The 17,879-nt window shown below is 57.9% G+C and carries 18 protein-coding genes and 1 pseudogene; 13 read left to right on the forward strand and 6 right to left on the reverse strand.

From position 1 onward, the window contains the following. Positions 1-33 precede the first annotated feature (33 nt). On the forward strand, positions 34-1,245 hold the full coding sequence (locus ACA059_RS12130) for a cytochrome c biogenesis protein DipZ (protein ID WP_497633974.1): 1,212 nt from the start codon (positions 34-36) through the stop codon (positions 1,243-1,245). A 9-nt stretch (positions 1,246-1,254) separates the two neighbouring features. On the opposite strand, the gene ACA059_RS12135 is transcribed toward ACA059_RS12130, so the two are convergent. Then, the gene (locus ACA059_RS12135) at positions 1,255-2,247 is read right to left on the reverse strand and encodes an AraC family transcriptional regulator (protein ID WP_497633975.1); all 993 of its coding nucleotides are present in this window, start codon (positions 2,245-2,247) and stop codon (positions 1,255-1,257) included. A gap of 183 nt (positions 2,248-2,430) precedes the next feature. On the opposite strand from ACA059_RS12135, the gene ACA059_RS12140 reads away from it, so the two are divergent. Next, entirely contained in the window at positions 2,431-2,700 is a 270-nt protein-coding gene (locus ACA059_RS12140; RefSeq protein WP_033060295.1) for a DUF4242 domain-containing protein, read from the forward strand. A gap of 37 nt (positions 2,701-2,737) precedes the next feature. Further along, entirely contained in the window at positions 2,738-3,553 is an 816-nt protein-coding gene (locus ACA059_RS12145; protein WP_497633976.1) for a class I SAM-dependent methyltransferase, read from the forward strand. A 136-nt stretch (positions 3,554-3,689) separates the two neighbouring features. On the opposite strand, the gene ACA059_RS12150 is transcribed toward ACA059_RS12145, so the two are convergent. Further along, positions 3,690-4,616 carry a universal stress protein gene (locus ACA059_RS12150; RefSeq protein ID WP_497633977.1) on the reverse strand — a complete coding sequence of 309 codons (927 nt, stop codon included), beginning with the start codon at positions 4,614-4,616 and terminating at the stop codon, positions 3,690-3,692. Between the two features lie 337 nt (positions 4,617-4,953). Here ACA059_RS12150 and ACA059_RS12155 point away from each other — a divergent pair. Together ACA059_RS12155 and ACA059_RS12160 are read left to right on the forward strand one after the other, a co-directional pair. Next, positions 4,954-5,559, forward strand: a pseudogene (locus tag ACA059_RS12155) (type 1 periplasmic-binding domain-containing protein); the annotation flags it as partial. A gap of 6 nt (positions 5,560-5,565) precedes the next feature. Next, positions 5,566-6,330, forward strand: coding sequence for an ABC transporter ATP-binding protein (locus ACA059_RS12160; RefSeq protein WP_497633978.1), 765 nt, complete (start codon positions 5,566-5,568; stop codon positions 6,328-6,330). 14 nt (positions 6,331-6,344) lie between these two features. On the opposite strand, the gene ACA059_RS12165 is transcribed toward ACA059_RS12160, so the two are convergent. The 3 genes from ACA059_RS12165 to ACA059_RS12175 all read right to left on the reverse strand — a co-directional run bounded on the left by ACA059_RS12165 (position 6,345) and on the right by ACA059_RS12175 (position 8,854). After that, positions 6,345-6,785: a hypothetical protein gene (locus ACA059_RS12165; RefSeq protein ID WP_497633979.1), complete on the reverse strand. Its 441-nt coding sequence runs from the start codon at positions 6,783-6,785 to the stop codon at positions 6,345-6,347. Positions 6,786-6,932: 147 nt separating this feature from the next. Then, positions 6,933-7,832: a carbohydrate kinase family protein gene (locus tag ACA059_RS12170; RefSeq protein WP_497633980.1), complete on the reverse strand. Its 900-nt coding sequence runs from the start codon at positions 7,830-7,832 to the stop codon at positions 6,933-6,935. A 71-nt stretch (positions 7,833-7,903) separates the two neighbouring features. Then, positions 7,904-8,854, reverse strand: a complete 951-nt coding sequence (locus ACA059_RS12175; RefSeq protein ID WP_497633981.1) for an AraC family transcriptional regulator — start codon at positions 8,852-8,854, stop codon at positions 7,904-7,906. 287 nt (positions 8,855-9,141) lie between these two features. On the opposite strand from ACA059_RS12175, the gene ACA059_RS12180 reads away from it, so the two are divergent. The 5 genes from ACA059_RS12180 (at position 9,142) to ACA059_RS12200 (ending at position 14,508) form a co-directional block, all read left to right on the forward strand. Continuing rightward, positions 9,142-10,449 carry an ABC transporter substrate-binding protein gene (locus ACA059_RS12180; protein WP_497633982.1) on the forward strand — a complete coding sequence of 436 codons (1,308 nt, stop codon included), beginning with the start codon at positions 9,142-9,144 and terminating at the stop codon, positions 10,447-10,449. A gap of 224 nt (positions 10,450-10,673) precedes the next feature. Further along, on the forward strand, positions 10,674-11,600 hold the full coding sequence (locus tag ACA059_RS12185) for a carbohydrate ABC transporter permease (protein WP_497633983.1): 927 nt from the start codon (positions 10,674-10,676) through the stop codon (positions 11,598-11,600). 10 nt (positions 11,601-11,610) lie between these two features. Then, positions 11,611-12,441 carry a carbohydrate ABC transporter permease gene (locus ACA059_RS12190; RefSeq protein ID WP_033055010.1) on the forward strand — a complete coding sequence of 277 codons (831 nt, stop codon included), beginning with the start codon at positions 11,611-11,613 and terminating at the stop codon, positions 12,439-12,441. A gap of 130 nt (positions 12,442-12,571) precedes the next feature. Further along, entirely contained in the window at positions 12,572-13,669 is a 1,098-nt protein-coding gene (locus ACA059_RS12195) for an ABC transporter ATP-binding protein (protein WP_497633984.1), read from the forward strand. Between the two features lie 65 nt (positions 13,670-13,734). Continuing rightward, positions 13,735-14,508 (forward strand): L-iditol 2-dehydrogenase, encoded by a 774-nt coding sequence (locus ACA059_RS12200; RefSeq protein WP_497633985.1) that lies wholly within the window; start codon positions 13,735-13,737, stop codon positions 14,506-14,508. 113 nt (positions 14,509-14,621) lie between these two features. On the opposite strand, the gene ACA059_RS12205 is transcribed toward ACA059_RS12200, so the two are convergent. Beyond that, a complete protein-coding gene (locus ACA059_RS12205; protein ID WP_497634659.1) occupies positions 14,622-14,819 on the reverse strand; it encodes a hypothetical protein in 198 nt (65 codons plus the stop codon). A 196-nt stretch (positions 14,820-15,015) separates the two neighbouring features. Between ACA059_RS12205 and ACA059_RS12210 the strand changes: the two genes are divergently transcribed. The 3 genes from ACA059_RS12210 (at position 15,016) to ACA059_RS12220 (ending at position 17,856) form a co-directional block, all read left to right on the forward strand. Beyond that, entirely contained in the window at positions 15,016-15,246 is a 231-nt protein-coding gene (locus ACA059_RS12210) for a hypothetical protein (RefSeq protein ID WP_008155471.1), read from the forward strand. Between the two features lie 262 nt (positions 15,247-15,508). Then, positions 15,509-16,663, forward strand: a complete 1,155-nt coding sequence (locus ACA059_RS12215) for a GNAT family N-acetyltransferase (RefSeq protein WP_497633986.1) — start codon at positions 15,509-15,511, stop codon at positions 16,661-16,663. A 74-nt stretch (positions 16,664-16,737) separates the two neighbouring features. Then, complete coding sequence (locus ACA059_RS12220; RefSeq protein WP_497633987.1) at positions 16,738-17,856, forward strand: glycosyltransferase family 61 protein; 1,119 nt, start codon at positions 16,738-16,740, stop codon at positions 17,854-17,856. Positions 17,857-17,879: the final 23 nt, after the last annotated feature.

Consider the following 17,879-nt stretch of genomic DNA (forward strand, 5'->3'; position numbering starts at 1 on the left):
CGAATCCTAACCACCATTTTCAAGGTGACAGCCATGTTTCTCATCGCTTTCCTCGGCGGCATATTGACCGTCCTCAGCCCTTGCATCCTCCCGGTCGTGCCGTTCCTGTTCGCCGGTGTTAAACGCACACGTTCCTCGATCTTGCTCACCCTCGGCGGTATGGTCCTGACCTTCGCCCTGATTTCCAGCCTGGCCGTGGTCAGCAGCGAGTGGGTGGTACACGCCAACAACACCGGCCGTCATGTGGCCTTGATCGTGATGGTGCTGTTCGCCCTGTCGCTGATTTCCGCCCGTGTCGGTGACTGGCTGGCCCGTCCCTTCGTGACGCTGGGCAACCGTCTCGATCCGGACACCCGCAAAATGTCCGGTCCGTTGAGTTCGGTCATGATCGGCGTTGCCACCGGTCTACTTTGGGCACCGTGCGCCGGGCCGATCCTCGGGGTTATCCTCACGGGCGCCATGCTGCAAGGTGCAAATGCTCAAACCAGCCTGTTACTGGTGGCGTACGGCCTGGGCAGCGCATTGTCCCTGGGCACCTTGATCTTCGCCGGTCGCGGCCTGGTCAATCGCTTGAAGTCGTCGATTCCGATCACCGGGTGGCTGCGTCGTGGTACGGGTGTTGCGGTGCTGGCGGCAGCGGCGGTGATTTCCACCGGGGCCGACAAAACACTGCTGGCCGGCACATCGTCCGAAGGCGTGAGCAGCATCGAGAAAGGTGTGTTGGAAACCGTACCGAAAGTCGTCGATTACTTCGTCAGCAAGGTCAGCGCAGACTCGTCCATGGACAACGCCAAAGGCGCCATGCCGTCCATTGCCGGCGCAGTGCAATGGCTTAACTCGCCAGCCCTGACCAACGAGTCCCTGAAAGGCAAAGTGGTGCTGGTGGACTTCTGGACCTACGACTGCATCAACTGCCAGCACACCTTGCCCTACGTGAAGGATTGGGCGAAGAAATACGAGAAGGATGGCCTGGTGGTGATCGGCGTCCACACCCCTGAATACGGTTTCGAGCGCATCATCGACAACGTCAAGGATCAGGTGAAAAAGCTCGGCATCACCTACCCGGTGGCCATCGACAACAACTATGCGATCTGGCGCAATTTCGACAACCAGTACTGGCCGGCTCACTACCTGATCGACGCCAAGGGCCAAGTGCGTTACACCCACTTTGGTGAAGGCAGCTACGAGACTCAGGAGAAAGTGATTCAGCAGTTGCTGGAAGAGGCTAAAGCACCCGCCGCATAAACCTACAAATCAATGGCTCACAGGCCCCACGCCGTGGGCCGTTGGTTTTTTCTCCTGACTGCGCCGCCACGCCGCCGGTGGCGCGCCATACTCTCGACGAAACGCCCGACTGAACGCCGTGTCAGTCTGGTAGCCCACCTCTTCGGCAATCCGCATCAACGAGCTGTTACTGCTGCGTAACAGGTTGGCCGCCAGCAACATCCGCCATTGCGTCAGGTACTGCATCGGCGAACTCCCCACCAGTTGCTGGAAGCGCTCCGCCAACACCGATCTTGAAGTGCCGGCAGTGCGCGCCAGTTCATCCAGCGTCCAGGCGTGACACGGTTTTTTGTGCAACGCGTTGAGGGCGGCGCCAACGATCCGGTCGCCCACACCCGCCAGCCAACCGGTGCGGCCTTCGCCTTGTTCGTGCATGTACAGGCGCAGCACCTCGATGAACAACACCTCGGCCAGTTTCGCCAGCACACCTTCGCCGCCGGGGCGGGGCGAGCGCGCTTCGGCCAGTGCATAACGGACCGACGATTCCAGCCAGATACCGGCATTCGAGCCGCGCACATTGACCCGGACCACCGCCGGCAACCCGGTCAGCAACATGCCGGCCAGACGGGTATCGCACGCCAGATAGCCGCACACCAACCGTGTTACCGCGCCGCCACCGCCATAGCTCAATTGCCGTGGACGCCGCGCCAGCACCACGTCCAGCCGCGCACCCGTGGCAGGCGCGAGCCCCGGTTTAGAGCTCATGCGATGGGCATCTCCCTGAGGGAAAACCACCACATCGCCGGCCGTCAGCAGGAGCGGGGGATCATCACCCAATTCGACATAACACTCGCCTTCGGTGATCAAGTGGAAGATCACCACGCGTTCGGCGCCGGGCTCCAGAAACGGCGCCGCCGTGTCAGCGCTCGGCGACTGGTAGCACCAGGGGGCAGTGAACCTGGCATTGATGAAAATCGCGCCGACCAGGCGGACGACGCGCAGGGTCTGTGACAAGGCATCCATGGTAGTTTTCCCGTGTTGGCGGGGCGGCTTTTGATTGTGATCCTGTCGACGCGGAGCGTGAAATCTCCGGACGATCGGGCAGGGTTGGCCGACGATCGGGCAGGACGCCAGCGTTGCCCGGCGCGATAGTTGACCTACAGGGTCCGCCGACCCTGTCATCAATAACAAGAATGAGAGGTTGCCATGCCGAAGTTCGTCATAGAACGCGAGATTCCAGGTGCTGGAACACTGTCAGAAAGGGATTTGAAAGCGGCTTCGCAAAAGTCCTGCAGGACGTTGCGCGACTTGCCAGAGGTGCAGTGGCAGCAGAGTTATGTCACCGGTGACAAGCTCTACTGCGTGTACATCGCGCCCAACGAAGAGTTGATCAAGGAACACGCCAGGCAGAGCGGTTTCCCGGCCAACCGCATTTCCCAGGTCACGGCCATCATCGATCCCACCACGGCCGAGTAAGCCGGGTTGCGTTCCAACCCGCAACGGAGCGGAATTCATGAGTACACCCATTGATCTTACTGCCTTGAAAAACCGTCAGATGGCCTCTTGGGCCAGTGGCGACTATGCCGTGATCGGCACCACTTTGCAGATTGTCGGTGAGCAGCTCGCCGAGGCCTGCGACCTGCTTTGCGATGAACGCGTGCTCGACGTGGCCGCCGGCAACGGTAACGCGACGCTCGCCGCTGCGCGCCGTGGTTGCCACGTCACTTCTACCGACTACGTGGCCGCGCTGCTGGAACGCGGCGAAGACCGGGCCAGGGCAGAACGCCTGGAAGTCTTGTTTCAAGTGGCTGACGCTGAAGCCTTGCCGTTCGAGGATGCCAGCTTCGATGCCGTGCTTTCGACCTTCGGGGTGATGTTTACGCCGGACCAACCCAAGGCCGCCGCGGAACTGGCGCGGGTCTGTCGCCCCGGAGGGCGGATCGGCCTCGCCAACTGGACGCCCGAAGGTTTCGTCGGCCAGATGTTCAAGACCCTCGGCCGCCACCTGCCGCCGCCACCGCCGGGCGCTCAACCGCCTTCGCAGTGGGGCACCGAAGCCTGGCTGCACACGCAGTTCGACGAACGTGACTTTCTGCTCCAGGTGACGCGCAAGACCTTCAACTTCCGTTACCGCTCGGCCGCGCATTTCATCGACACGTTCCGCACTTGGTACGGCCCGGTTCACAAGGCGTTCGCGGCACTGCCTCCTGAAGGCGCCCAAGCGCTGGAAAGCGACATGACCGAATTGATCAACCGCATGAACAGAGCGGGAGAGAAATCGCTGGTGGTGCCGAGTGAATACCTGGAGGTGGTGATCACCCGGCGTTGATCTCATTCACCTATTTGAAGAGAACACTGTAGGAGCTGCCGAAAGCTGCGATCTTTTGATCTTGACCCTGTCGCGTCGAATGAAGATCAAGAGATCGCAGCCTGCGGCAGCTCCTACAGGGGCAGCGTGATCGCAGCTATTCATCCAGCCGTTCGGTGTACACCACCCAAACGCTGCACGGCATTTTGTATAGCAGATGCTCCACCGTACTGCCGATCAGCCGGCCCATGCCGCGATGGCCGATCCGGCCCATGACAATCACGTCAACGTCATAGGCATCGACATAGCGGGTGAGGACCTTGGCCGGGTTGCCCATGATCATGTGCCGCTGCTCCGGCGCGATGCCGTTGCGCTCGGCCAGGTCGTTGAAGGCATCCTCCTGGTAATCGAACACGGTCTTGGCCTTGCCCGACGAGAAGAACGCCGAACCGTTGTCGAAGCCGAATTCGTCGGCGCTGATGGATGAAAGGTCATAGGCGTAGACCACATCGAGCTCGGCATTACAGGCGCTCGCCAGTTTCGCCGCCTCGTGAAGGATTCGGTCGTTGAAGGTTTTGTAATGGTCATCGCGATGAAAGGGGTCGACCGCCGCGACGATCTTTCGCGGCAAGGCGTGCACGGCGTGGCTGACGAAATGCAGCGGCACCGGGCATTCGCGCAACAAATGCACATCGAGCGGGGTAAACATCAGCCGCGACAGCAGCGATTCGTGCTCCAGCGCCTTGATCAGCACATCCATCGGCTGCTCTTTGATGTGAATCAGGATTTCCTCCAAGGGGCGTTCGACCCAGGCCACTTCGGTGGTGACGCTCACCCCGATTTTGCGCAAGGGGCGGGCCTGTTCCTCAAGCCATTGACGGTGGCGCTCGACGTAGCCCACGCGCATCTGTTCCAGAGCCTTTTCGTTGACCAGACTGGCGGTCGCCAAGCCTTCAAGGTAATCGAAGGCGACGATGTGCAGCGCGGCGTCTTCGGCCTTGGCCAGCGCAGCGGCCCTGTCGAAAGCGGGGCTGTGTTCCATCAGCGGTGATGCAACCAGCATGAAGCGGGATTGACCAGACATGACGAACCTCCCATGGATTAGCCGCCCGACGTGCGGCTCGTGCGACGCACATCCAGTCTCTAAGTATTGACCATGATCAACCTCCCGTCCGTAAACCGGTTGCAGGCTGAGGTTCGTGCTGAACTCAAGCGCACGTTTGTCCAGCCTGGGGATTGTTTGCACATCAGCGGGGCGGGGTGATGAAGGTTGCGATTACGCCTTGAAGTTGTCCGAAGCTGACCGACGCTCAAGTGTTTTCTGCCGAGTCTCTGGCATTGAGTCGATCAGCTTCCACCCGGTAAATCCCGGCTGCTTAAAAAGAAACCTCTGTCGGTTGCGACAACCGCAGTACCGACAGAATCCGGTGGCGCTGAAGTCGGCGCAAAAGGTCGGTTACCCGGCGGATCACATCATCGGCAATATCTGGAGCAACTCGGAAGAAGACGTGGTCCCCGCCGGTGCTGCCGCCAAAGGGTTCATCTCGATCACCACCCACCCTTCGGGTACCGATTTCCCGGTGCTGCAAGGTATCAAGCAAAACGTGGTGGACGCCGGCAAAGGCAACCTTGCCGATCCGAAGCGCTTCGGCACCGTGTACTACAACCTCGGCGTGGTGAACGGCATTCTCAACGTCGAAGCCCTGCGCCTGGCTCAGGAAAAATACGGCGACAAACCGCTGACCGGTGAGCAAGTGCGCTGGGGCTTCGAACACCTGAACCTCGACGATGCACGGTTGCAGGCCTTGGGCGCCAAAGGGCTGGTGCAGCCATTGAAGCTGTCGTGTGCCGACCATGAAGGCGGCGGCGCTGTGCGCTTTCAGCAATGGGACGGCCAACGCTGGAACCTGATCAGCGACTGGGTCCAGGCTGATCGCGCATTGCTGCGGCCGATCATCGAAGCCTCCGCCGCCCAATACGCCAAGGAAAAGGCCATCACCCCGCGCAACTGCAGCCAGGAGCAATAAGGTCCGATGAGCCAGAGCCTACAAGCCGACCCGCCCTTGCTGAGCCTGGAGCAGGTCGAAGTTTTCTACGAACAGTCGATTCTCGCCTTGCGCGGCGTCACGCTGCAGGTCGGCAAGGGGCAAATGGTGGCCCTGCTCGGGGCCAATGGGGCGGGCAAGAGCACGACGCTCAAGGCGATTTCCAGCCTGGTGCGGGCCGAACGCGGCGAAGTGGTCAAGGGCCGAATTGTGTATCAAGGGCAAGTGATTACCGATGCCGACCCCGCTAGCCTGGTGCTGGCGGGGTTGGCCCAGGTGCTTGAAGGGCGGCATTGCTTCACCCACCTGAGCGTCGAACAGAACCTGCTGATTGGCGGATTTGTCGGGCGGCCGTCACGCAAGGTGCTGAATCAGCGTCTGGAGCGCATCTACGGTTACTTCCCGCGGTTGCGCCTGCTGCGCAAGCGCTTGACCGGCTACACCTCCGGAGGGGAACAGCAAATGGTCGCCATCGGCCGGGCACTGATGTCCGAGCCGCGCCTGTTGCTGCTGGATGAACCGTCCATGGGCCTGGCGCCGCAGGTGGTCGAGGAGATTTTCGAGATCCTCGCCCGGCTCAACCGTGAGGAGGGTTTGAGCCTGCTGGTGGCCGAGCAAAACATCAACATCGCCCTGGATTACGCTCAGTACGCCTTTGTGCTGGAGAACGGCCGGGTGGTGGATGAAGGTTCGGCGGCCGAGTTGGCCGAGCGCGAGGATATCCAGAACTATTACTTGGGGGCCGTGGGGTAGGGCACTGTTGAACACTAACTGCACATGACGCTAACGGCCTTCGCGGCGCGTTGCAGTTCTTGTTTAACGTCGACCGGTATCCGCTGTTTCACGAGTCGTTGTTCGAGGAATGTCTGATCGCCTCGGGTATCAACCTGAGCGTCAATCGCCGCATCCTCTGCTTCTATGGTGGCAGCGTGAGCCTCTATGACCGAGTCGACCTCAGCGTCGCTCTTGGCGGCGTCGAGCGCACCAATGAGTGTCGCCACTTCGTCTTCTTCAGCCTTGCCATAGTCTTCTACAGACAGTCCCGCAGCCAACGCCCGCGCCCGGATCTCCACGCCTTTCAGCGTCTGCTTGGCCTGCCCGCAGAGCATGTCTTGTTTTTGGCTCTCGACGATTTTCCATTGGAAAAATCCATACGTCATCGTGCCGATAATCGCTACGGTGATACCACCGATCAGGATCCGTTTCATGGCTACAGTCGTGACTCTGGGGGTTGAGAGTTCGGTGGGCATCGCTTCGTTCTCTATCAGGAAATGAAAGCGTAGCACCGGAACCGGCCTGGCCCCGTCCAACGTCAATGCAAATTACAGTAGTGAAGGAGCGGCGTGTCTTCAAGATTATGGCGCATTAAGTAACCCTTTCACATCGGCCAACGTTGGAGCATGGGCTCCGGCATGGCGGCAGGCTAGAGATGCGCAAGCTGATGAAAATCGCAAGCGATCCGCCAAATCGGTCATTCCGAGCAACTCCGATGCCAGCCAACCGGCCATGCAAGCGTCTCCTGCACCTACCGTATCGGCCACGTCTACGGCGATAGCCGGCTGCTCGTACCGCCTGTCGGGGGTATAGAGAACCATGCCGTGTTCACCTCGGGTAAACAGGATTTCAGCCACTGGATTCAGTGCGCGAAGCTCATCCAATGCCTGGTGTTCGGTCAGCCCTGGATAAAGGTGCCGAAGGTCTTCGTCGGAAAGTTTAATCATGTCGGCCAGGGCGGTCATCGTCGGGAACGTCTGCTGCCGATAACGGCTGTCCATCAAGTTACGCCAGTTCGGGTCATAGCTAATCCGTTTACCCACGTCTTTGGCCTGCTGAGCGAGTTTTACCAATCGGTCGCCAAGCGGCTGACGAGTCAGGCTGATACAGCTGAAATGGCACACCTGGGCATGGTCAATCCATCCATCTGGCATCAGACCCGGATCGAAAAACTGATCGGCATCTCCAGCAAAAAAATATCGTGGAGGGCGGCTCGATGGAACGATGGCCACCAAGGGGTCTCGGTCTACTCGTTGGATAAATCGCCCGTCCAGACCTGCCGCCTCTGACTGCCTGGCGATCTCATCGCCCAGGGAGTCCGTGCTGATAGAGCCTGCGAAAGTGCTGCTGACGCCCAAGCGACTCAGCGCTCGTGCAACGTTCCAGGGCGCGCCGCCTGGATAGCCTTTCCATTGTCCGGGGATGCCTTGGACAAGATCGGTCAGGGCTTCGCCAAATACGACTGCGCGAGGCAATACCATGGTCATTTCCTCAATATTTCTCAGAGCGATTACTGCTGGCTGATCAGAGTCGACCGCCGGACATCACTCACTCAATGGGTTCTGGTGAAAGGCAGGGAGGGGTGAGCACCGTTGCGATTGAACAACGTCATCGCCATTGCTCGACGATATTCGCTGGGTGTCTGTTCCATTTCGATGCGAAAGTGCCTGTTGAAGTTAGAAAGGTTTTCATAGCCAACCTCAAAGCAGATGTCCGCCACTGACCTCTCTGTTTGCAATAACAGCCTGCAGGCGCGCTGAACCCTGAGCTTGCGCATGAGATCGATGAAGCCGTGGCCGGTAATCCTTTTGAAGAAACGCGAAAAACCGGGCTCGCTCATTTCCAGGCGCTGAGCGATAACCGACAGGCGAATGTCGCCTGTGAGCTCAGTCAGTAGATAGTCAAATGCTTTGTTGATGCGCTCGGAACTGCGGGCATCCAGGGTGGGCGCGTAGCACGCGCTGGCGAGCAAATGAACGTCAGGCGAGGGCGCTTTCATCAGCGCGTTGATCAATTGCAGGAACAGAATCAAACGCTCGAGCCCTTGCGCCGGGCCTATGTCCTCCAGCAGTCGCGCTGCCTGTGCAGCCGTTGCCCCGGTGAATTCCAGGCCGCGACGTGCTTGTTCGAAAAGGTGTTGAAGCTCGCCCAGCTCAGGCATCGTTGCGCGTAAGGCCAAAATGGCTGCGCCGTCAAACTGCAACACCACATCGCGCCCCGCCAGGTATTCACCTGGCGCGAGATCCCCTATCCAGTCATGGGGAAGGTCGGGGCCGATGAGCGCCACGTGACCTGCACCGAACGCACCGATGTAATCGCCCGCGACGAGCTTGCCGCTGCCTTGGCGGATCAGATGAATTTCGAATTCAGGGTGATGGTTCCAGCGAGCCAGGGAGTAGGGGTAGTCGTGTTCATACCAGCGAAAGCAATGATCGGGCTCTGGAAGAATGACCTCCAGCTCGGCGGGTCGCTGCTCAAACAGGGCTGCTCGGGAATCAGGCATCTCATGCCCCTTTTTTGTTCTTCGAATGCGACCAACATACGCCTACTCGTCCGGCACCTGCTAGCTCACGTATTGCCTGCAACTGATACTTTTTTGATCCCGGGCTGCCAGGCCGCGCCCGGTTAAAAAAGTATCAGATGAGCGTCCGCTATGCGTTTGTCCGGGCTTTTTCAAGCTGTTGTAATCCAGTCGTCCACCATTGCCGGTCAGACGTATTTGATCAGCGGTGGTTAACAAACAAAAATAATAGCTCCCGTCGTTCAAGGCGCGGAGCGGAGAGCACTACGATGAACATCCCGAAAGCGCTTTTCCTTTCCGCTGGCCTATCCTTCGCCCTTGTCAGTCAAGCCGCTGAAACAGTGACCATTGCCACCGTCAACAATGGCGACATGATCCGGATGCAGCGGCTCTCCAAAGTGTTTGAACAGCAGCATCCTGATGTGAAGCTCAATTGGGTGGTGCTGGAAGAAAACGTCCTGCGTCAGCGCCTGACCACAGACATTGCCACACAAGGCGGCCAATTCGATGTGCTGACGATTGGTACCTATGAAACGCCGCTTTGGGGCGCCAAGAGTTGGCTCGAGCCCATCACGGGGCTGCCACTCGAGTACGACCTGGAAGACATCTTCCCTTCGGTACGCCAAGGCCTGTCGGTCAACAACACGCTCTACGCGTTGCCTTTCTATGGCGAAAGTACGATCACCTATTACCGCACCGATCTGTTCAAGCAAGCAGACCTGAGCATGCCCGAGCATCCGACCTGGACCCAGCTCGGCGAATTTGCCTCCAGGCTCCACCAGCCTGACAAAGGGCAGTACGGCATGTGCCTGCGCGGTAAGGCCGGTTGGGGTGAGAACATCGCGCTGATGAGCACCATGGCCAACGCCTTTGGTGCCCGTTGGTTCGATGAACAGTGGCAGCCGGAACTGTCCAGCCCAGAGTGGACGGCAGCGGCGCACTTTTACGTCGATACGCTCAAGAAGTTCGGGCCGCCAGGCGTGTCGAGCAATGGTTTCAACGAAACCCTCGCACTGTTCAACAGCGGTAAATGCGCGATCTGGGTGGATGCCAGCGTCGCGGGCTCGTTCACCACCGATAAAGAGCAGAGCAAGGTCGTCGACAGTGTGGGCTTTGCGCCTGCACCGACTGAGGTGACCGACAAAGGTTCGTCATGGCTGTATGCGTGGTCGCTGGCGATACCGGCAACCTCCAAACACAAAGACACCGCAAAGGCCTTTATCACGTGGGCAACGTCAAAAGAATACATCCAGCTTGTCGCTAAAACAGACGGCATCACCAACGTGCCGCCAGGCACTCGGCAGTCCACCTACAACGAGGACTATTTGAAGGCCGCACCGTTCGCGCAAGTGACCTTGCAGATGATGCAGCACGCCGATCCTGCGCACCCATCGATCAAGGCTGTTCCTTACGTTGGCATCCAGTACGTCACCATTCCCGAATTCCAGGCGATCGGCACGTCTGTAGGGAAACTGTTTTCGGCGGCGCTCACCGGGCAGATGTCGGTTGATCAAGCCCTCGCCGCCGCACAGACCTCCACCGAACGTGAAATGAAGCGCGCCGGTTACCCCAAATAGTAACGGTGCGGTGGGTGCGACTGTCCTGATTGTCTGGACACCGTTGCCTCCATCGCGGACAAGCCACGCTCCCACAGGTTTAACGCAATCAATGTGGGAGCGAGCCTGCTCGCGAAAGCGATGTTCCAGTCGCCAAAGATGCATCGGATGTACCGGTCTCTTCGCGAGCAGGCTCGCTCCCACATTTCGATCTTTGTATGTCTGTTCCTAATCGGTTTGAAGCCATGAATATTTCAACTGCCAAAGCTCACATGGACATTCCCCAACCGGTGCGTAAAAGCCGGTTGGCCAACCCCGGCTGGTTTCTGGTCAGCCCCTCGGTGGCGTTGTTGCTGCTGTGGATGATCGTGCCGCTGGGCATGACCGTTTACTTTTCGATGATCCGCTACAACCTGCTCTATCCCGGTGAAAACGAGTTCGTGGGACTGGAGAACTTCACCTACTTCCTCAGCGATTCGGGGTTCCTGCCCGGCGCCACCAACACCTTGTTGCTGGTCGGCAGCGTGCTGCTGATCAGCGTGGTGTTCGGCGTGTTGATCAGTGCGCTGCTGGAGGCCAGTGAGTTTCTCGGTCGCGGCATCGTACGGGTGATGCTGATCTCGCCGTTTTTCATCATGCCCACCGTCGGTGCGCTGATCTGGAAGAACCTGATTTTCCATCCGGTGTCGGGGATTCTCGCCTACGTCTGGAAGCTGTTCGGCGCGCAGCCGGTGGACTGGCTGGCGCACTACCCGCTGCTGTCGATCATCATCATCGTGTCCTGGCAATGGCTGCCGTTCGCGATCCTGATCCTGATGACCGCCATGCAGTCCCTCGACCAGGAACAGAAAGAAGCCGCACGCCTCGACGGTGCCGGGCCGATCGCGATTTTCTGGCACCTGACCCTGCCGCACCTGGCTCGCCCGATTGCGGTGGTGGTGATGATCGAAACCATCTTCCTGCTCTCGGTGTTCGCCGAAATCTTCACCACCACCAACGGCGGCCCCGGCTACGCCTCGACCAACCTCGCCTACCTGATCTACAACCAGGCGCTGGTGCAGTTCGACGTCGGCATGGCGTCCGCCGGTGGCTTGATCGCGGTGGTGATCGCCAACATCGCGGCCATCGTGCTGGTGCGGATGATCGGCAAAAACCTGACAGACAAAGCCTGAGGCCTGCGCCATGACCCTTCAACAATCCCGCCGTCTGCAAAGCCTGCTGCTCGGCACCCTGGCCTGGGCCATCGCGATCCTGATCTTCTTCCCGATCTTCTGGATGGTGATGACCAGTTTCAAAACCGAAATCGATGCGTTCGCCACGCCGCCGCAGTTCATCTTCACGCCGACGCTGGAGAACTACCTGCACATCAACGAGCGCAGCGATTACTTCAGCTTCGCCTGGAACTCGGTGGTGATTTCCTTCAGCGCCACCGCTCTGTGCCTACTGATCGCGGTGCCGGCGGCGTACTCGATGGCGTTCTACGAAACCAAGCGCACCAAAGGCACGCTGCTGTGGATGCTCTCCACCAAGATGCTGCCACCGGTGGGCGTGCTGATGCCGATCTACCTGCTGGCCAAGAGCTTCGGCCTGCTCGATACGCGCATCGCCCTGATCGTGATCTACACGCTGATCAACCTGCCGATCGTGGTCTGGATGATTTACACCTACTTCAAGGACATCCCCAAGGACATCCTCGAAGCCGCGCGCCTCGACGGTGCCACGCTGTGGCAGGAAATGGTCCGGGTATTGTTGCCGATCGCCAAGGGCGGCCTGGCGTCTACGGTGCTGCTGTCGCTGATCCTGTGCTGGAACGAGGCGTTCTGGTCCTTGAACCTGACTTCGTCGAAAGCCGCGCCGTTGACCGCATTGATCGCCTCCTACTCAAGTCCCGAAGGTCTGTTCTGGGCCAAGTTGTCGGCGGTGTCGACGCTGGCCTGCGCGCCGATCCTGATCTTCGGCTGGATCAGCCAGAAACAATTGGTCCGCGGCCTGTCGTTCGGCGCCGTGAAATGAATCAAAAGCAAAAGATCGCAGCCTGCGGCAGCTCCTACAGGAGCACCGCATCGGCCGGACGTTCCGTGTAGGAGCTGCCGCAGGCTGCGATCTTTTGATCTTAAAAAACAACAATCGGAGGAGCGCCACCATGGCCAACCTGAAAATCAAGAATCTGCAAAAAGGCTTCGAAGGCTTTTCCATCATCAAAGGCATCGACCTGGAAGTGAACGACCGCGAGTTCGTAGTGTTCGTCGGTCCATCGGGCTGCGGCAAATCCACGTTGCTGCGGCTGATTGCCGGCCTGGAAGAAGTCAGCGGCGGCACCATCGAGCTCGACGGCCGCGACATCACCGAAGTCAGCCCGGCCAAGCGCGACCTGGCGATGGTGTTCCAGACCTACGCCCTGTACCCGCACATGACGGTGCGCAAGAACATGTCGTTTGCGCTTGATCTGGCGGGTGATAACAAGCAGGACGTCGAGCGCAAGGTGACTGAGGCTGCACGGATCCTGGAGCTGGAACGCCTATTGGAGCGCAAGCCGAAGCAACTGTCCGGCGGCCAACGTCAACGCGTGGCTATCGGTCGCGCCATCGTGCGTAACCCCAAGATCTTTTTGTTCGACGAGCCACTGTCCAACCTCGACGCCGCTCTACGGGTGCAGATGCGCCTGGAGCTATCCCGGCTGCATAAAGAACTGCAGGCCACGATGATCTACGTGACTCATGATCAGGTCGAAGCCATGACGCTCGCCACCAAGGTGGTGGTGCTCAACGGCGGTCGTATCGAGCAGATTGGCTCACCGCTCGAGCTTTATCACCAACCGGCCAATCTGTTCGTAGCAGGTTTTTTGGGCACCCCTAAAATGGGCTTTCTCAAGGCCACCGTGGTTGCCAACAGTCATCAGGGCGTAGAGGTCGAACTGGCCTCCGGTCGACGTCTGCTGATCCCTCGTGATGGAAGCACGTTGGGCAAGGGCAACGAGGTCATCGTGGGAATACGTCCCGAACACCTCAGCCTGGATGATCAAGGGCAACTGCCCATCACCACGGACGTCACCGAACGCCTGGGCAGTGACACCTTCTGCCACGTCGTCGCCAAGTCCGGTGAAGCACTCACCGTACGAGTCAATGGCGACTGCGACGTCGCTTATGGAGAGCAGCGGTGGGTCGCGCTGGACGTTGCGCATTGCCATTTGTTCGATGAACACGGCAAGGCTGTCGCCCCGTTGGTGCGTCGCGCCGCCTGATCTCAATCCTCTTCAATGCCCTCGGTTGGGCGTACCCGACATTCAAGAAAACGGATGAACACTCAATGAAACGACTAGAAGGTAAAAGCGCGCTTGTCACCGGATCCGCCCGAGGCATCGGCCGTTCTTTTGCTCAGGCCTATGTTAATGAAGGGGCAACGGTAGCCATCGCTGACATCAACCTTGAGCGCGCCCGGGCCACGGCTGCCGAACTCGGACCAAACGCTTACGCTGTCGAGATGGACGTGACCGATCAAGCGTCTATCGATGATGCGATTGCAGCTGTGATTTCACAGACAGGCAAGTTGGATATCCTGATCAACAACGCCGCATTATTCGATCTCGCGTCCATAGTCGACATCACCCGCGACAGCTTCGAGCGTTTGTTTTCGATCAATGTTGCAGGAACACTGTTCACCCTTCAGGCGGCTGCTCGTCAGATGATCAGGCAGGGGCATGGCGGCAAAATCATCAACATGGCCAGCCAGGCAGGTCGCAGAGGGGAGGCACTGGTGGGTGTGTATTGCGCGACGAAAGCGGCAGTGATCAGCCTGACACAATCAGCAGGTCTGGATCTGATCAAGCATGGGATCAATGTGAATGCCATCGCGCCAGGTGTGGTAGACGGCGAGCACTGGGATGGCGTCGATGCGATGTTCGCTCAATACGAGAATCGGCCATTGGGCGAAAAGAAAAGGCTCGTGGGTCAAGAGGTGCCTTTCGGACGGATGGGGACTGCTGATGACTTGACGGGAATGGCTATATTCCTCGCGTCGTCCGAGAGTGAATACGTGGTGGCTCAGACCTACAACGTCGACGGTGGAAACTGGATGAGTTGACGTCAAAGCAGCACAGGCACTTGCAACGGTTACGCGCCCAACAAGGTTAAAAAGCGGCCAACTCGACCCACGTCTATGGCCGCTTTTGACGCTAGCCAGCGTCAAGCATCTGGCTAGTTACCGTCCGCCACTTTCCGTTCTATCTCAGCTATTTTCCGACTGAGCTCCTCAGCTTCCTGCTCTTGGGTTCTAGTTGAAGAGGGCGTAACGGTTTCATCCATATCTTTGGCGTCCGTGTCCTCCTCAAGATCTCTTTCGGCGTTTGACGTTGCGTCCGGTTCGACGTCGTTAACACTGTTATCGCTGTTCATATCACTGACCTCCATTGACCTGAACATTGGATTCAATGCCATGGCTTGAGTTCGAGATTTTTTGTCGGCGTCGATCAGCTTGGGCAACTAAACGTACCGGCGGTCAGACTGCCTGAATTTTCCCTCCTGGCGGTACTCCACCGTCCGAGGAGCAGTCGCTCCTTAATAGCGGTGTAATCCGCCGGGGGAACACGTAATGCCATCGGTCGAAGACTTCAGAATCCAGTCTCACGCATTCCTGATCGAGCTGGACGCCGCAACGATGGGCATGATGACGCTGGTCTCTTCCAAATGTGTTTCAGGACCAGAATGGGAAGAGGCGACCAAACGGCATCACGATGCTTACGAGATCTGGAATGCCTTTCTTAATGTCTCTCCTTCAAGCACTGACGTCGTCACTCCGTTAAATACTTCGGGCGCTGACTAAGGACGGCTGGACGAAAACACGACAACTCCCTACTGACGGCGCTTCTATTGGGCCTGGAAGAAAAATTGGCGTCATGAAATAGACGACTGGCGCCACCCCATGTCGCTTGCAAAGTCTCTACCTTGATCTTTACTAGTCACTGAACGTGAGAGCGTTCCTCATCAAATATGTCTTTTATATCAAGGTTTAAGCACGCCTCTTGAAGTTCCGCCTTGATCTTTTTCTGATCTGCCCAAAAGAAAGTTCAAAGGATGACGAAGAAATGAAAGAGAACTTGGCGGCAATTATCCGCAAACTCATATCTCCTTCAATGCGGTATGAGATAAGAAACGCTTCAAACTGGTTGCGAGACATCCTTGGACGTGCGTGTTTCTGGCGCTGGGAGATTGCCAGGTTCAGAGTGCAGAACGAAAGTCCTTACGAAATCCTCTATATCGGAAGGAAAAAGAAGCGGGAGATGGCCAAGCTTCTCATAAGGGGAAAGTCCCAAGGTGATTCCCCCATGGTCGACGGCGAAACGGAACCTGGCGCGTCGAATCATGTGGTCGTGGTCAGTGAAATGCCGACCTCGGGGGCCTTGTCTGTACCCCTGTATCTGAGCGCCGTCGTACCGCTGGGGCGATCCATCGAGGAGATCACCACAAAATACGATAGCGAATTGCGTCGAAATATACGCAAGAACCGACCGCGCTACCGAATGGTCCAGACGCTGTTGGAGGAAGACATTGAAAAGGCAGACAGGGAAATGCTTAGACCTTATGCCACGGCAAGGCAAGGCATCCACGCTGCGCAATTTGCCACGCAGGAGGTTTTCAGGATCGCCAAGACTGTCGGCCGGCTCGACCTGATCATGCTGGAGGACGAGGTTGTTGCATGTCACCTTGGCTGCGTAATAACCCGGGGCGGAAAGCGCTACTGGAGCACGCTACGTTTCGGATACACCGAGGCGATTTTTTCAGATGCCAAAAGACTGCGTGAAGTGAACTCGATTACCACCTTCATGGCACTTGAATGGGCGATAGACAATGGCTTCGATTATTACGACATCGGTCTTTGCCTGGCACGGCCAGATGACGGACTTCTGAAATGGAAAAGAAGGCGCGGCGGTGATATTGATTCCCTGGGAAACCACGCTTATATGTTTGTCCGGCTGCCCAAGACAGGGGCCGCCAAATTCCTCTGGGACACGCCGCTATTCGCTGTCGAAGGAAAGGAATTGACCCTTCACCTTGGCTTGCCGGACGGCCCAAGCGATGAGGAGGTCGCCAGCCGTTATCATGAAATGGTATTTGGCGGGCTGCACAAGATTTATCTTTATTGCGCCAAGAGCTCGGGCGAACAGTTTCTCGAAACCTTGCGTAGTCGCTACGCCAGTTTGCAGACCCCACCCATTATGAAAAGGATTGCATCCAGCTGAGCTATTTCCACGACTGAAATAAATAGAGCGCTTCGCGTCTGATTATTGACCCTGTCCCGCAGGGAGGACTTTTCATGGAAAGCGATGTCTCGCAAATAAGCACTTCGACCACTGGCAATCGAAAAAAATGGACCCTTGCCGCCTACAGGTATATGGCAAGAAAAAGACTCGCACGAAAGGCGGAGATCAGCTTAAAAAGCCTGGCGGTGAAAACCTGGGATATTGCTCCGGGTGGGATATCGCATTCTCCACCGGCTTTCTTCCTGCCCAATCAAATGGACCGCGTCACAGGATGGGAGGCGAAGCGCTTTTATCCTTTCGAACATCCCGCTCGCACAATGGAAGGGCTGGGCGACGTAGTACAAGGCCCTACACGTGGCTACCTGATCAAGGATGTCTGGCTGATCGATGGCGCGCTCTACAAGGACAATGCAAGTTTCTGGCTGTCTCTCAAGCCCGGTTTGTTCCCGCGAATTGTCGTTGAAAACGAGATCGATCGCGGTGCCGCCTACTGCACGCAAAATGGAAATACATGGTTTGGTACATGGTTGATGGAAGACTGCCCGACCTATTCATTGGCATGCGACGAAGGCGTCCCGGTAACCACCGCGCCATCCGCCAGGTTTCCTCTATTTACCCAGGCTCCCGCCTATGAGGACTGGTTTGGCATGAAACCGGTTCGCTTGAACGGTGCGTTCTTTCGTGAGCTCGTGCTGTTCGACGATGTGAGCAACAATCAAAGCAGGCATTTACGTTTCCGTGCCATGGGTGAAAAGCTACTGTCGCACGTGAGCTATGACGCTCACCCTGGCGTGTTCATTCTGCGGGGTGGCGACGGTGACTTGCGCTTCTTGCGCAATGAAATGGAGCTCGCTGAACATCTGCGCAAGACCAGGGATTTTCGCATAATCAATCCTTTGAAAACCGATGTCCCGACCATCGTGGCGACATGTGCCGGCGCGCGGACCGTGATGGGGGTCGAAGGGAGCCAGCTTGTACATGGTGTCAATGTACTGCCGCAGGGTGGTTCGTTGCTGGTACTGCAGCCACCGAACCGTTTCGTCAGCTACTTCAAGTACCTGACGGATCGCGACAACCAGAATTTTGGCTTTGTGGTCGGAACGCCAGAGGGCGATGGCTTCAAAATCGACATTCAAGAGGTTGAGCGCACACTGGACCTGTTCCCATCCTGATGGGTGATGGCGCCTCCCTGCGA

It is taken from the genome of Pseudomonas sp. LBUM1647, from assembly GCF_059716175.1.

Excerpts from the sequence above, each read along its gene's own strand:
- ACA059_RS12130 (WP_497633974.1), top strand. The coding sequence starts at position 34 with ATGTTTCTCATCGCTTTCCTCGGCGGCATATTGACCGTCCTCAGCCCT.
- ACA059_RS12150 (WP_497633977.1), bottom strand. The coding sequence starts at position 4,616 with ATGTCTGGTCAATCCCGCTTCATGCTGGTTGCATCACCGCTGATGGAA.
- ACA059_RS12205 (WP_497634659.1), bottom strand. The coding sequence starts at position 14,819 with ATGAACAGCGATAACAGTGTTAACGACGTCGAACCGGACGCAACGTCA.
- ACA059_RS12210 (WP_008155471.1), top strand. The coding sequence starts at position 15,016 with ATGCCATCGGTCGAAGACTTCAGAATCCAGTCTCACGCATTCCTGATC.
- ACA059_RS12200 (WP_497633985.1), top strand. The coding sequence starts at position 13,735 with ATGAAACGACTAGAAGGTAAAAGCGCGCTTGTCACCGGATCCGCCCGA.
- ACA059_RS12140 (WP_033060295.1), top strand. The coding sequence starts at position 2,431 with ATGCCGAAGTTCGTCATAGAACGCGAGATTCCAGGTGCTGGAACACTG.
- ACA059_RS12160 (WP_497633978.1), top strand. The coding sequence starts at position 5,566 with ATGAGCCAGAGCCTACAAGCCGACCCGCCCTTGCTGAGCCTGGAGCAG.
- ACA059_RS12135 (WP_497633975.1), bottom strand. The coding sequence starts at position 2,247 with ATGGATGCCTTGTCACAGACCCTGCGCGTCGTCCGCCTGGTCGGCGCG.
- ACA059_RS12180 (WP_497633982.1), top strand. The coding sequence starts at position 9,142 with ATGAACATCCCGAAAGCGCTTTTCCTTTCCGCTGGCCTATCCTTCGCC.
- ACA059_RS12190 (WP_033055010.1), top strand. The coding sequence starts at position 11,611 with ATGACCCTTCAACAATCCCGCCGTCTGCAAAGCCTGCTGCTCGGCACC.
- ACA059_RS12215 (WP_497633986.1), top strand. The coding sequence starts at position 15,509 with ATGAAAGAGAACTTGGCGGCAATTATCCGCAAACTCATATCTCCTTCA.
- ACA059_RS12195 (WP_497633984.1), top strand. The coding sequence starts at position 12,572 with ATGGCCAACCTGAAAATCAAGAATCTGCAAAAAGGCTTCGAAGGCTTT.
- ACA059_RS12165 (WP_497633979.1), bottom strand. The coding sequence starts at position 6,785 with ATGAAACGGATCCTGATCGGTGGTATCACCGTAGCGATTATCGGCACG.
- ACA059_RS12145 (WP_497633976.1), top strand. The coding sequence starts at position 2,738 with ATGAGTACACCCATTGATCTTACTGCCTTGAAAAACCGTCAGATGGCC.
- ACA059_RS12220 (WP_497633987.1), top strand. The coding sequence starts at position 16,738 with ATGGAAAGCGATGTCTCGCAAATAAGCACTTCGACCACTGGCAATCGA.
- ACA059_RS12185 (WP_497633983.1), top strand. The coding sequence starts at position 10,674 with ATGAATATTTCAACTGCCAAAGCTCACATGGACATTCCCCAACCGGTG.
- ACA059_RS12170 (WP_497633980.1), bottom strand. The coding sequence starts at position 7,832 with ATGGTATTGCCTCGCGCAGTCGTATTTGGCGAAGCCCTGACCGATCTT.
- ACA059_RS12175 (WP_497633981.1), bottom strand. The coding sequence starts at position 8,854 with ATGCCTGATTCCCGAGCAGCCCTGTTTGAGCAGCGACCCGCCGAGCTG.